Genomic DNA, 15,511 nt, shown 5'->3' on the forward strand with positions numbered 1-15,511 from the left:
TTTCTTCAAGGCTGACTGCTATCAATAATTTTCTGTAATTGCCAATCCTCCAATTCAATAGCAGGATCAAAAGTATTTGACTGCATATACTCCAATAAACTTTTCCGAAACTGATTCACAACCGGACTGCCGGTGGTATCATCCCTAACATCGATTGAAGACACCAAAATTTTGCCTTTTCCGATTTTTGCTTCAAAAACAACTCCTAACTTTCGGTTTTGGTGGTAATCGTCGATTAATTGAACAATTGGCATCAAATTTTTTGGAAGGTCATCAAGTATCATTGGACGGGTTTTTACTAATAAATCGTACCAATGCCAGTTGGAATAAAAATCAGTAGGAAACTGATTAAACAATTCATGTTTCGGATTTACCAGTATCCCCATTGTTGATGATTCGCCAACATTTGTCCAGGGAACATTCCAATATATCGTACTGAAACAGGGAGGTAAATTGCCTTTTATGTTTTTCTCATCCGGCACCAATAAAACCTTCTTTCCTGCTTTGGCTTTTGAAATGGCTTCGTTCAGTTCCGCTGTAATTAAAATCTCTTTCGAGTCAACATTTGAAACCTTATCAGGAAATACCCAGAAATCCCAATCATTTATGTAAGACGTACCTTCCAGTTGAATTTCAAGATTATATTTTGCAGGCGACTGAAATGACGACAAATCAACGTTTATATCTTCCAGGTGAATACCATTCCCGAGGTTTACTATTGGTCTTATAAACTCACCGCTATGTACCACCAAACCTTCTGCATTTTTGATGATCCATTTAAAACGGGCATCTTTCAATTCGGTATTCGAAAAATTCGCGATTTCAAAACTGCCTGTAAACTGTTCGTTATTCTGCCAGACCCGTTTCTTCATTCGGAATAATGGAACCACATCGTTACAGAAACGTTTAAATTGAGCAGCAGTAACATATTCCTTACTATTCCAGTTGGCATCTACAACACCAACCAATGCTGCGCCTTGTCCGGGAAAGTCGTTTAAAGAAAGCAGATGGAAGCCGCCCATCCCCGGTGTTCTCAATTGAGATTCAATTTCTTCCTTAAACAATTGAACCTGCCATTTCCCGGAAGCCTGAATAAAATTATCTACTTGTTCCAACAATCCATTTTCTTTAAGCTGATCTTCTGCAATATCAAGGTAAGATGGAAACAGTAAACCCTTATAATTTTTTCGGCGTCCTAAATCGGGATAGGTACAACGTTGTACGGTTTCGTGAGCAATTAAAGGTTTGCCATATAAGTTTGTTGGTTTTCGGTAATCGATGTTGGTTGAGGGCTCCAGCGTATTCAGGTAATTATTTTGTGGCAGCGGTGGCCACCCTTCCTGGTACCTTAACCTCAGCGAATCGTTTCGGTGCCTGTTCTTCCCTTTTTTGGGATATGCAAGCGCAATCGAATAATCTGCTCCGTCAGTAATATTTGCATTTGCTGCACCGGTATATAATCTTCGGCTATCTTTTTTCCATTCGGCAAAAAGTTCCTCCATAAACTCAGTAGGAACACCAGCCTCATTTCCATACCCAAAAAACACAAACGACGGGTGATTGCCATACTCCGTCAAAATCCTTCTGGCCTCATCACGAATAAAATCTTTTTGATCCTGCGTAGCTGCCCAAACCCAAACCACATTTTCTGCCTGAAGGTACATCCCTTCAATATCAGCTGCTGTAAAAGCAGCTTCTGGTGGACACCAGGAATGAAACCGAACCGTATTAATTCCATATTCCTTCTGAGTGCGGTAAATTTTTCGCCACGATTCCACATCCATATCCGGATAGCCTGTATCTGGGAACACACAACAATCGAGGTTGCCACGAACAAACATTGGACGCCCGTTGATTTTAAACTGTGTGCCTTCTGTTTTAATGTCTCTGCAACCAAAAGTGGTTTCTTTCTGAGCGAGAATTTGGTCGTCAGAATCAATAAGGCTTAACTTTAAATGATAGAGATTGGGATTAAATTCATCCCACAAATAAATCTTTTCACCCAGTTGAAGATTCAATTCCTTATCACTTTTCCCTTCCAAAAGATTAACATCAAACTCCTGAATCGGAAATAAAGCATTTTGATCGGAGTTGTAAAGTGCAATCTCAACCCTTATTTTACCTTTCAGTTCTTTATCCGAACTATTTTCAAAAGTTATCAGTGTTTTTGCTGTTTTATCTTTTACCGATGGAAAAACATCAACTAGCTTAATCTCATGTAAAGCATTTGGCTTTAAACTTATTTTCCCGATAATTCCGTTCCAGTTGGTTTGTGTATGATCGGAAACACTATGTGCGTTTACTCCCACATTTATTTTTATCGAATTGTCGACCAATACTACGAGTGAATGCTTTCCTTCTTTAAGGTTCTTTAATGTATAACGGTGGGGCGCAGAAAGACTGTTGTTAGTACCTATCTGATTCCCATCAAGCCATACAGTGGTTTCCCAGTGACAACGTTCAAATAAAAGTTCGAAATCATTTTCTGCATCACTTTCTGAAACTTCAAATTCCTTTTGATACCATGCCCATCCGATGTAATGTTTTTTGGGTTGCAACCAATACGGAAATTTGAAATTATCAGACGACTTATATTTGTCGTAGTTAGGATGAGTGAACCAACTGTCGTAATTTGTTGCGTTAACGCTTTGTTGGGTAACCCATGGTGTATTAACATCTATATCATTGCCAAATCCCCGGTTTTGAAGAGAACCCGGCAAAACAATGCTTTCCTCAAAAGTTGTATTAAACCAACTTTCTGTAATCCCTTTCTTTTCAGGATCGAGCTTAAATTGCCATTTGCCTGTGAGATTCTCTGCACAAGAAAGATTCAGGTTAATCCATAAAATGGTTGTAGCAAAGCAAAAAAAGTATTTCATCCTTTAGATTGTAAGTTCAAAATCAATAAGAATCAGAATAGTGAATTCTTCATATTTACGGTAATTCACACCTGTAATCACCGGGCTAACTACAACTTACCCTCGCCATTAAACGAACGTAATGCATTTAGCATGGCCACAAAATTTTCAACCGGTATTTGTGCCTGTGTATTATGAACAGTATTAAACACATAGCCACCTCCTTTGCTAAATATTTTCAGATGTTGTATCACTTGCTTTTCCACATCAGAGGTTGTACCATAGGGTAACACATTTTGAGTATCGATACCACCACCCCAGAATACAATGCGGTCGCCGTATTTTTGCTTGAGATGCTGAGGATCCATTCCCGCAGCACTCGTTTGAACCGGATTTAAGATATCGATACCGGAGTCGATAAAACTTTCAATCAGCGATTCAACCGCACCACATGAATGTTTAAATAATTTCCACTGCGTGTTTTCATGCACCCACTGCGAGACTTTTTGGTAGTAGGGCATCCAGATATCGCGATAAGTAGCCACATCAAGGAAAGTTGAATTTTGGGTTCCAAAATCGGTTCCACACAAGAATACAGCATCAACCCTATCACCTACAACCTGGTATATTTTTTTCAAATTATCGATTGCAATATCGGTTTGACGATCAAACAATTCTTTCATAAAATCAGGGCGAATCAGGGAAGATATGTACCATTCTGCAATGTCGCGCACTCCTTTTGGATTTTTCAGTTGTACTCCCGGAACGAGTGCCACATCACCTAAGGCTGTTCCTCCAAAATTTGCCATTAAAGCCTTGCCGCTGTTCTCATACCGATCTACCAGCTTTTTCCAATACTGCAAATCGTCATCACTAATGTATCCAAATTCTTCAAGGTTATCCTCCGGTTTTAAAGTGGCATCATCAACCGTAGCCCCGCGAATTATTGCATCGAAAAAGTAGCTTGCTTTTGGCATTTTCGCTGACGGATCAACTGATTTATCGCCTTGAGGATACACTAATAGATCGCCATAATCATCGTATTCGGGAGTTATTTTTTCGGGCATTAATACAGTTTGGCCCCAGAAGGTTTTAAATTCATAAAAGTTTTCCTGCGGTATGCCAAACATGTTCAAATGCCCGTTTAAACCAATCACATCACCACCCAGTATTTCCAACAACTCCTCATCAATTTCCCCTAACATTTGAAAGGGCTCAACCACTTTAACCGGCTCTTTCTTCAGTCCGAAATAATTTCTCAGTTTCTCAACAGTTTCCACATGTATACCGGTTTGCCCCGTTCCTCCGAAATCGACCGCTACTTTATCCGGTTCAATATGATTTATGGTTTTTTGAATTCTTTCTTTTGAAGTCATCTTATAAGTTTTAGTTGATTGGTTAATTCTTCTTATTCAATTCCAAAATTATCAAAATCAAGCTGATGAAAAAGATTAGTGTATCGATTACTAAATTGGCGAAAACCCCAGCACTTAAAGCTCCAATTCCTTCGTACACTTTTCCCTTTTTGCTGAGATCAAAATTAACAGTTTGCCGGGCTCTTACAACAGTTGATATCAGCACGGTGAGAATAAAAAAATAAACTTATAACTACGCATGTTTTACTTGTGTTGCTTTACTTTAAAAACAGACTTTCAATTTCATTTAAGGGAAGTTCTGTTTGCGGATCAAACTTTTCTCCGCTCATATAGCTTTTCAGGCTGTATAATAACTGTCGTGCTTCAGGACGAGTCTCAAGGTCTGATTGCAAATCAACCCCGGCCATTACCAGTTTGCCTTTGCCAACTTTCGCTTCAAAAATCAGTGCCAGGTTTCTGTTGGTCACCCAATCATCTATGATTCGAACAATAGGTTCCGGTTTAATCTCGAAATCTTCAAGCGAAATCGCATTCGAGTGGCTCATGGCATCCCACCATTGCCAGTTGGAATGGTATTCAGTTGGAAAATCAGCCAATGCCGGATGTTCGGGGTTGCACAAAATTCCCAGGGTATGCGGCTGTTGTCCGTTTGTCCAGGCGGTATTCCAGAAGATACTGGAGAAACCAACTGCAACTTCGCCACCTTTACCTTCTTTTATGCTTCCTTTTTTTGTTGTCAGTAAAACTTTGCCACCTTTTTCCAAAGTCGCAATAGCCGCTTTGTTTAAGCTTGAAACAACCAAAATATCATCTTCAATTTTTGGTAACTCAGTCGGATAAACCCAAAAATCCCACGTATTTATAAATCCGGCAATAGTAAGCTGTAATTGATACTTTGCAGCAGATTCAACATTTATGTTCTCGCTGATGGAACCTAATTTTTGGCAATTGCCCCAGCTTATATTTGTTTCAGTTAATTGACCTTTTTTAACTACATCCCCTTTCGCGTCAACAATTTGCCACGAAGGAACAACCGATTGAAGTTCCTTTTCGCCGTAATGTGCCACTTCAATTTCGCATTCAACTTTTTCATCGCTCGTGAAAATCATTTTTTTGAATCTTGCCAGCGGAACTGTTTCGTTACAGAATTGGCTGAATTCTTCGGGCGAGATGTATCCTTTTTCGTCCCAAAACGGATCGAGCACACCTACCAACGCGGTACCCTGTCCCGGGAAATCGTGCAGGTCGAGTAACTGAAAACCACCAAAGCCTTTTGTTCGAAGAGCGGCTTCAATATCAGCTTTGTAACACAAGGCCTGCAATTTCCCCGACGCTTTCAGAAAACTATCGGCAAGATCGAGCATTCCATGTGCTTCGAGACTTCGTTTGAAAATTTTGAAATTGGTAGCTTTTAAAACACCATCGTATTTTGGTATTTCCTTGAAATTGGGATATACACACCACTGCCCTATTTCGTGGCTCACCATCGGTGCGGTTAATTTGGCCACTGTTTTCTCCCAGTCGTAATCACTGCGCGGCGCCTGGCTGTTAATGATACTGTTCAGGTTTTGATTCCAGCCCTGGATACGTGTACCACTGTGAACATTGTGGTAATCGCTTTCGGGAATAATTGGCCACCCGGCAGCGGTAGTGTAAACTCTGCGCGTATCCTTTGCTTTCCAGAATTTTACAAAATCTGTTAAGTATTCCCGATGGTTTTTGCCGCTTGGTTCATTTCCGTAAGGCATCATACAAAACGATGGATGGTTGCCATATTCTGCTACCATTCTTTCACTCTCGTCGTAAATCCATTTATCGATTGGGGCACCATCTCCTATTGTTGCCCAGGCCGAAACCTCAACCTGGTAATAGAATCCCAATTTATCGGCAGCTTCGAAGGCAGCTTTTGGCGGGCACCACGAATGAAAACGGATGTGATTCAGTCCGTGCGCCTTACAGATTTTTATGATCCGTTCCCAAGGCTTTACCTCGGTTGGCGGGAAGCCTGTTTTTGGAAAAATCGCACATTCGAGCGTTCCCCTTAAAAATACGGGACGATCGTTAATTACAAAGCTTTTCCCTTCCGTACGGAAATCGCGCATTCCAAAAGTCTCGATGTGTTCGTCTTTGTAACTTCCGGAATTAAGTTCAACAGTAAGTTCGTACAAATTCGGATTAAATTCATCCCACAATCGAACATCATCGCCCATCGGGTAAATAACCGTGATTGTTTTTGACGTGCTGTTCAACTCAAATTCAGTACTTTTTTTCGACAACTTCTGAGGAGAATCTACCGAAGTACTTTTGGCAGAAAGTTTTAATTTACCGGTTTGCGCGCCACCCGTTTCGTTTTTTATCCCGATTTCTACACGAATACTTTTATTCTTCACATCAGGGAAAATCTGCACATCGGCAACCGACAAATCATCTTTTCGGATCAACTTTATATCGCCAACAATCCCGTTCCAGTTGCTTTGAGTATTATCGCTTACACTGTGTGCATCATCACCAACCTTTATCTCTTTCACCCGGTTATCAACGCAAATTGTAATCCTGTTCTTACCCGGCTGAAGCTCCGAACCAATATTGTAACGATGCGGAACACCCAGAGCGTTGTTCATCCCGACATAATCGTTGTTTACCCAAACCCGGGTTTCCCAGTGACAGCGCTCTAAATACAATTCAACATCCTGTCCTTCCCAGTTTTCAGGGATTTCAATTTCCTTTTGGTACCAGGCGGCACCAGTATAATAATAATCAGCAATCAGCCAAAAAGGATACAAAAACTCATCATCGCTTAAATAAGGCTTATAATTTGGATCGTCGTACCACGATTTTCCATCGGCATACTCCTTCCATGAATTACCAGTGAATTTTGTGTCGTAACCCACCGGATTGCCTTTAGCATTAGAGGTCATTGAACCGGGCAGAACAATGGTATCTGATAAATCTTTGGCAAACCATTTATCGTTTACTCCCGCATCTTGTTCGTCCATACTAAAATTCCATACACCGGATAAATCCAACTCTGATTGCTCTGGTTTGGAACAACTTATTGCAACAATGGCAATAGTGAGCAACAATCCTGTTCTTATTAATCTAAAGCGCGCTATAAACTTCTTCATTGTTCTGATATTTGTAATCTATTTTATAGTATCTGATTTCGATTATTTTTTAAAAAACTATTGATTGATCGTCATGTTTGCTTTGTACTCTGGTAAAACTTCGATGTCACCAACATTTAAAATCCGCTTTTGAGTGCCATCACCAAACAGCTTTTCCTGGTCCAAATCAATCATGTATTCCGCATCTTTATGAAGTGGATGAAAGAAAAACTGCAAATTGCCCGGCTTTAAATCAAAACCAAATTTGCGTAGCCCAATTTCCCAGGGTAAGCCGTAATAAAAATGGTCGGCAACCAGTTTTCCATCGATAAAAGCCATCGACCGGTCTCCAATATAATTCACCTTCAGAAAAACATCGTTTAAACCTGAAAGACTTTCCTTATCAACCTGAACGGTTGCATGCCTGTCGTCGCTTCGCATAATTTCTATGGCTGGTTTGACCACATTAAATTCAATATTATACGATGACATGTTTTCTGCAATAGGCTCCATTTTAGCAATCTTTGCACCGCTTACATTGGGAATTCCTATAACCGCAGGATAAAATGACAGAGCCACATTTGTTTCATTGGTGCTGAAAATATTGAATGTTCCAAGATTATCGGTAACAGTTGCTTTGGTAAACAACAGTTGGTTGTTAAAAAGCCAGGCCTGGTTAGCCATGTCACGTGGAATAACCAGGAAGTTTACAGTTTTGCCATCAGCCTTTTTGAAACTGAAACTGAAAATTTCGGAATTGGATGTTATTTTATCTCCTGAACTGCCTTTGCTTCTTTTGCAGCCCGTCATTTCAATTTTATCGTCCAGTTTCGAAAACACTATTTCCGGTTTTATTCCGTCAACCGTAAAAAACACATGATATTCATTTCCTTTATTTTCAAAGGAAGTAAGAGGCTGAACGGTTGCGTAGCTAATATTGGCACCACCAAGAACCAGATTGAATGGCATGATAATACTTTCGTCTTTCTTCAATGTAAATCCACCTTCAGCAGGAATGCGGATGGCAGCATTTGCTGTTTTTATGGAGACACTCAAGTCGGTTAAATCCGAATTTTCGATATGATCCTGATAATTGTGCATAAAAACAAAGCCGCTGTTGTTTTTTGCCCTCACTGCATAGCGCAATATTTCGGTGTTCTCTTTTTCAATTTGCCGGTTGGTTTCGGGAAGAATAGTTCCCATTGGAGCCAGCTTTTCGCCGTACGAATGTAAAAACAAGTGTAAGTTTTTGAGGTAGTTGTACGAAGGCCTGATTTGCCCAAACTCGCCGATGGGTGCCTGAAAATCGTAGTTGATTTTTGGAAGGCCTCCAACTTCTTCGCTGTAGAATACATTGTCGATTTGTGGTGTTGAGCCGCCGTGAAACATGTAGTAACCTATTCCGTTTGAACCACTTCCAAGTATACGAACGATTAGAGGCACATGACTTTCATAGGGTACTTCCGGACGGCGGGAGTTTGTTATCATTATACCGCTTCCTAATTCAGCGGAAATAGACGGATAATCTTCAGGCTTGTAACTTACAGGCGAGTAATCCGGATTCTTGTGAATATCTTTGAAAAGGTAAAAATTGGACGGCACACAATTGGTCCAGGTTGGATAGGTATAGGCCGCCATCACGGGAATACTTCCGTTTTCAACAATTGAAGCATTTCCCCAACCGGTTGCGTTATAAATCGGAACATAGAGGCCGGCTTCTTTAGCCAAACGCTTCAGCGTATTCATGTGGTTTTTGCCATAATTGGCAAATTTGTTATTAATTCCTGAACCTACCCCAAGCTGTGTAATTTCCTTGTCACGGCGTGCCGAAGTAAATTCCTTTGGACTTCCCGGGTAATGGATTCCCCACGAAGCGGCTGAATGCTGAAATTCGTTTTCAAGCTGAATTCCGATGATTTTACCGCCATCTTTAAACAACATCCCCTGTAACTGTTTGCCAATGTTTTGATACAGGCGATCAACATAAAATAAATACTCAGGATCGTTGGAGCGGACATCGAAGTTCTGCCCGTACAGCCAGTCGGGTAAACCTCCGTTTCGTATTTCGCCGTGGCAAAACGGCCCTATGCGAACAATGACATAAACATCATGTTTCTCGCACAGCTCAATAAAACGCCTCAGGTTTAAATCGCCCTCCCAATCAAAAACACCCTTTTCGCGCTCGTGCATGTTCCAGAAAACATAGGTTGCAATCACATTTAATCCGGCCGCTTTCATTTTTAATATCGATTCCTCCCAATACTGATTGGGATAACGCGAAAAATGAAACTCGCCAACAATGGGGAAAAATGGTTTTTGGTTTAACTCGATGTAACGATTGTTCACCGAAATTGAATCTCCGCGTGGGTTACTTCCACCCAAATCCAGGTGACCGGTTTTAATGCTGTTATCCTGCGAGCGAATATCAATTTCATAATTGTTTTGCGCCCATAGTGTTGGCAGTCCTAAACAGAAAACCAGAACCAAAAGTATAACTCGTTTCATCTCATTAAAATTGTTTACTTCATTTGTATTCGATGGAACTCTCGACGAATTTTTATTCTTCTTATTTGTGAATTTGAAGAATAAAAATTCATGTTCGTTTCATATACACTTTTCTAAAAAATACAATACACCGCTGCTTCGGTGCTTTACGTTTCATTATAGTTCACTAAAAAGTTCTTTTATAATCTCCTGTGCCGCAACCTGGTGACCCAGCTCGTTCGGATGGTTATTCTGACTCATGTATTCTGCCAGGTCTTTACCATCCTTCTTTAGTTTTTTAAATTGCGAATACACATCGATCACCGGGATATGATTTTCTTTCCCCAGCTTTTTAATCATTTTTGCATACCCGGCAAGCGGCGAATTTTCATCCAGTATATCTTCTTTCAGATCGGGCGTTGGCGTAAGCAGCACCAATTTAATATCGGCATCCAAAGCTTCTTTTATCATCGATCGCCAGGCCACTTCTGCCCGTTCAAGCCCAATGCTTCTGTCGTTTAAGGCATAGTCGATAAAGAGCAAGTCGGGTTTCAGACAGAGTACATCATTTTTAAAACGTTTCGCCCCCTGTTCGGCCTGCTCGCCGCCTATGGAGGTAGTTATGCAATTAATTACCGCATAGTGGTAGTTCTCGGTTAGAAATTTCAGGAATAAATGTGGATAAGCTGCCAATGAATTTACACGCCCCGCCTTGAAATAACCTGACGGAACACTGTGCCCGTGAAACACCACATTAACAGTCCTGTTATTGGGCCATTTTAGCTTCAACTCTGTTTTTAATTCGGCCAGGTAATCTTTTTCGTTGGCCGTTTGTTGTGCTGACGATTTTTCGGGATACACAGAAACCAACGACAAAAACACAACTAATCCTGTTATCAATATCTTCATTTTATTACTATTTATTAAGAAGTTGTTTTAGCTTTCGTGTTCTGAATCGTTGGGAACTAAGTTTAGTATCCCCATAAAATCCAGACATGCTGCTTTAACATTGTAATTTCTTCCAGGCATTTGGTAAACCTTTTTTATGGTTTCAATAAAAGGTTCTTTATTTTCCACGTACAACAAATGGTTAATCGCCATTAAGGCAATGTCCATGTTTTCACTTTCACAATATTCTTTTAGCTTATTTTCGGCTGCGTTATTATCGAAATTCTGATAAGCAATTGCTGCTGCCGTAGCTCCCACAGGTGGGTATCCATCGTCCATCATTTGGATAATTTCAGCATCGAAATCTTTCAAAAATTCCCGGGGCTGAGAATGCAAACCGGTTATGGCCCAGTACCTGATAATTTTATTTCCGTTACTTAACAAGGCAACCTGTTTTTGGGCAATTTCCTTGCTCCTGTGGCCTGAAAGCGATGCCGCTGCATAAATCTCTTTAATCGGATATTTAGTATTATCCAAACGATATTCGTAAGCTGTTCCATTTTTTGAGATCAGTCCAATTTCATATTCCGGAAGGAAATGAGCATCGCGAGTTTTTAGTATGTTTTTATCCAACTGCTTACGCATCCGGCTTAAAACATTTTTGTAATTCGGATCTTTCACCAGGTTTCTGGTTTCCCAAATATCATTTTCAATATCAAAAAGAAACTCGGCAGGACGCTCTTCTAAAATACTTTCTTGCAGACTGTTTAATTGCTTATCCTGAAAATCACGACGTATTACGTTGGTAATATCTGCAATATCGACATACCGGATGTAACGCAATTGTGGCATGTAGGGGGTAAAATTCCGTGAATAAATGTATTTCCCGTCGGTAATGCTTCGCACCATGTCGGGGCCATTGTCTGCCCGGTCGGAGGAAAGCGCAAGAAACTCAACCGGCTTCGACCGCTCTTTTCCCATTAACACCCGACCTTTCAGATAGTCAGGCCGTTCCCCACCCGCCAAACTTATTAAAGTTGGAGCCAGGTCTTCAAAGTCAATTAATTCGTCGCTCACCACTCCCGCAGTTCCCCAGGGAGAAAGGTGTTTATACATTTCGGGGAACCAGATTATAAATGGTACGCGATATCCAAGATTGATTCCATTGGTTTTGCCTCTGGGAATGCCCTCGCCATGGTCAGCATAACAGAAAATAATTGTACTGTCGCGCAGCTTGTCTTTATCAAGTTTTGCCAATAAATCGCCAATCCGATTGTCGGTTAATTTTATTGAATTATAAACACGCGCAAAGTGTTTTCTCATTTCAGGAGTATCACGGTAAAACGGCGGCATATCGAATGCATCTTCTGTAATCCGGTCTTTTTCAGGTAGCTGTTCCCACACATTCTTCAGGTACCATTCGTAAGAATTGGTCATTGTGCGTGACTGGTGCGAATCGTTGAAATTAAAAACAGCGAAAAAGGGTTGTCCGGATTTCCGGTTCCACCAACCCGCTTTATTCGAGCTTTCGTTCCAGGCCTCCTGGGTAAATTGTTTTACATTGCCAACGTTGTAATCTGTTTTAAAGTTATTACTTACGTAATATCCCTGTTTTTGCATGTAATACGGAAAACCGTGGATAAAATCAGGGATCGAATAATTACTCCGATGATTTCCGGTACCCATGGCATAAGTCCGAACCCCGGTTATTATTGTACTTCTGCTGGGAGAACAAACTGTTCCGGTAGAAAATGCATTGCTAAACCGGATTCCTTCTTCTGCCAGTTTATCGATTACAGGTGTGCTGGCATTTTTATCTCCGTAGCACCCTATAAACTGAGGCGATGTATCTTCGATAGTTATCCAAAGAATGTTTGGTTTTTGTTGCCCCCAAACGACAACAGAACTCAAAGATAAAATCAGGGCAAGGCTAATCGTTATTAATCTGTTCTTCTTCATCGTATTATCGTTGATCATTTTATTGTTTTTCGCTTGTAATAGTCTCCATTCTAATCTTCATATATATCCGAAGCCTCAAATTGCTTTTGTGCCGTATTGTTAGCAAAATCAAGCTCATCGATAGTCACAGATCCGGAAGGATCAAATGCTTCGCTTTCCATGTATTTTAACAGGCTTGAGCGCAACTGACGCGCCACGGGACGCTCATCGAGATTATTCATTAAATCGATGGAAGAATAAACCAGTTTGCCCTCTCCTACTTTTGTTTCGAAAACATTAGTAAGATGGTGGTTCGTTACAAAATTGTCGATTACCCGTACGATTGGCGTTACGTCCATTTTATCTACAACCAATGATTTAGACCTGATACACAAATCCCACCACTGCCAGTCAGTATATTCATCGGTTGGAAAATCGTTAAAAGCAGCATGATCTTCATCCATCAACAAGCCCATTGAACTTGGCTGATTCGGGAAATGAACCGGGCTCCAGAACACGGGCACAAAACGGCCGTCAATTCCTTTCAGCTTTTTATAATCAGGATTTAGCAGCACTGTATTTCCTTGCTCTAATTCCTGCTTAGCGTGCTGTAACGAGGCTGTTACAACTACTTTATCAGAGTTAACTTTTACCTCTTTCGGATACACCCAAACCGGCCAGCTGTTTTTATAATCAGTACCTTTTAATGCTACATTGATCATTAACTTTTCAGCTTTATCAGCATTAAGCTTAAACTCAATATTGCCCAGATTACCATTGTTACCCAATTGTAAATCGATATTGTTCTCAGTTCCCGAATGCACAGTTTCGCCGGCTTCGTTAGTAATTGACCAATCCAGCGTTTGTCCGCTCATTTCCTTAAAGAAATTGGCAACCTCTAATGAAGCCTTAAAAGTTTCATCATTTTCATAAACTGCTTTTTCGAAACGAATGAGTGGTACCAGTTCAGAATTAAACTGTCTGAACTCATCAGCACTAATAACACCTTTCGATTCCCAGAAAGCATTCAACAAACCAACCAATGCGGTTCCCTGCCCCGGAAAATCCTGCAACTGCAGTAATTGGAATCCATCGAAAGCCGGAGTTTTCAGGGCACGTTCAATTTCTTCTTTGTAGAGAATGGCCGCCAGTTTTCCCGATGCATAAGTGAGTTTATCTGCCATATTCAGCAAACCGTTTGCCTCCAAACTATTACGAATGGCCATAAAGTTAAGCGGCTTCAATACACCTGAGTATTTCTCAATCTCGGTCATATCCGGATATACCGAGTATTGTCCAATTTCATGTGAAATTAACGGAACCGGTACATGTTCGCTGTTAGCTGTATAATCCTCGTCGAAATTTGGCGATTGTGAATTAAATATCCCTTGTCCGCGTATCCAACCTTTATCAGTTCTTTGGGTAACAAAGTAATCATCTTCCGGTTGGGCAACAACACCCAAAGGTTTTTGAAACGAAAAACAAGTAGTCATGTATAAATGACGTGAGTCTTTTTTTCTTAGATCTTCAACGGTAGTATTCATCAAGCTGGCATCGCCCTGCAACTCATTCCCCAGTGCCATTAAAACAAACGATGGGTGGTTGCCATATTCAGTCAAAATTTTATCGGCTTCTTCCAATAAGAAATCCGTTGTTTTTTGGTCTTCGCCAAAGCGTAAGCTCCAGTGTGGCAGTTCTACCTGGAAATAAAACCCGGCTTCGTCAGCTGCTTCGAAAGCTGCTTTTGGCGGACACCACGAGTGAAAGCGTAAATGATTCAAACCATAAGCTTTCGCCTGTGAAATGAGTTGATTCCATCCGGTTTTATCCATCGGCGGATGACCTGTTAACGGAAATATCGCACACTCCAGGTTTCCTCGCAAAAAGATACGTTTACCGTTTAATTCCAACACGCCGTCGTTCTTCCGAATCTCCCTAAATCCAAAACGAACAGTTGTTGTATCAATGCCCATTTCATTTTCAGCAATAATCTTGAAATCATATAAATTAGGGTTAAACTCATCCCAGTATTTTAATGCTTCTGGTTTCATAATTTCTATCAGTGAAACATCACTTGGAATTTTATCCTCAACAATTACTTCTCCACCGGCGTCAGAAATCACATACTTCAAATTTGCTTCAACAGCTTTATGATTTTGAAAAACCGCCCGAATCCAATTTGCCTGTACATTTGTTTCAACCTGAATATTTTCAATCTTTTTTATCGCGGATGCAACCAGCTTAATATCTCCAATTATACCATTCCACTTTATTTGCGTATGATTGGTATAGGCATGCGCCATATCCTGATTTACAGGATCGAGATACTTGTCCCCCTGAACATTTATAAGCGGATAGAAATTGGAATTATCAATACGAATGGTAATAGTATGTTTTCCGGGTGTAAGCACTTCACTCAGGTCGTACCGGTGTGGTGCAATTAAACTTTCACGTCTTCCAATCGGAAGTCCATCAATAAATACCTTCGATTCCCAAATAATTCTTTCCAGTTCCAAATCAATGTTTTTCCCCTTCCAATTGGCAGGTATATTAACCTCTTTCTGATACCAGGCAGCGCCAATGTACTGGTGTTTGCGGGTTAGTCCCCACATTACGCTGTTGTCCATAACCGGCAGCTGGGTATTTTCTTTCCCAAGACCGGCATCATCCAAAGTTCCGGGTAATTGGATTGTGCTTCCTTGCAAATTTTGTTCCGCCCACCCCTCTTCAATACCAACATTTAAAGAATCAAGTACAACGCTCCATTCTCCCTCCAGGCTAATCTCATTAACCGGAGTTTTTGAGCAACTTGCAAATCCCGCGGCTACAATTAATACTAAAAAACGATATAACAATTTCATAT

General features: G+C 40.7%; 7 protein-coding genes. All 7 read right to left on the reverse strand.

Annotated features, from left to right (window positions below):
- Positions 1 to 5 precede the first annotated feature (5 nt).
- Positions 6 to 2,879, reverse strand: coding sequence for a glycoside hydrolase family 2 protein (locus HFD85_RS08435; RefSeq protein ID WP_167607657.1), 2,874 nt, complete (start codon positions 2,877 to 2,879; stop codon positions 6 to 8).
- Positions 2,880 to 2,968: 89 nt separating this feature from the next.
- Positions 2,969 to 4,234: a uroporphyrinogen decarboxylase family protein gene (locus HFD85_RS08440; protein ID WP_167607660.1), complete on the reverse strand. Its 1,266-nt coding sequence runs from the start codon at positions 4,232 to 4,234 to the stop codon at positions 2,969 to 2,971.
- Positions 4,235 to 4,491: 257 nt separating this feature from the next.
- Complete coding sequence (locus tag HFD85_RS08445) at positions 4,492 to 7,359, reverse strand: sugar-binding domain-containing protein (protein ID WP_167607663.1); 2,868 nt, start codon at positions 7,357 to 7,359, stop codon at positions 4,492 to 4,494.
- Positions 7,360 to 7,416: 57 nt separating this feature from the next.
- Positions 7,417 to 9,843 (reverse strand): beta-galactosidase, encoded by a 2,427-nt coding sequence (locus HFD85_RS08450; protein ID WP_167607666.1) that lies wholly within the window; start codon positions 9,841 to 9,843, stop codon positions 7,417 to 7,419.
- Between the two features lie 156 nt (positions 9,844 to 9,999).
- The gene (locus tag HFD85_RS08455; protein ID WP_167607669.1) at positions 10,000 to 10,731 is read right to left on the reverse strand and encodes an SGNH/GDSL hydrolase family protein; all 732 of its coding nucleotides are present in this window, start codon (positions 10,729 to 10,731) and stop codon (positions 10,000 to 10,002) included.
- Positions 10,732 to 10,758: 27 nt separating this feature from the next.
- Positions 10,759 to 12,669 (reverse strand): sulfatase family protein, encoded by a 1,911-nt coding sequence (locus tag HFD85_RS08460; protein WP_167607672.1) that lies wholly within the window; start codon positions 12,667 to 12,669, stop codon positions 10,759 to 10,761.
- Positions 12,670 to 12,719: 50 nt separating this feature from the next.
- Entirely contained in the window at positions 12,720 to 15,509 is a 2,790-nt protein-coding gene (locus HFD85_RS08465) for a sugar-binding domain-containing protein (protein ID WP_167607675.1), read from the reverse strand.
- Positions 15,510 to 15,511: the final 2 nt, after the last annotated feature.

Origin of the sequence: Maribellus sediminis (genome assembly GCF_011799805.1) — a bacterium.
In the GTDB taxonomy this organism is placed as follows: domain Bacteria; phylum Bacteroidota; class Bacteroidia; order Bacteroidales; family Prolixibacteraceae; genus Draconibacterium; species Draconibacterium sediminis_A.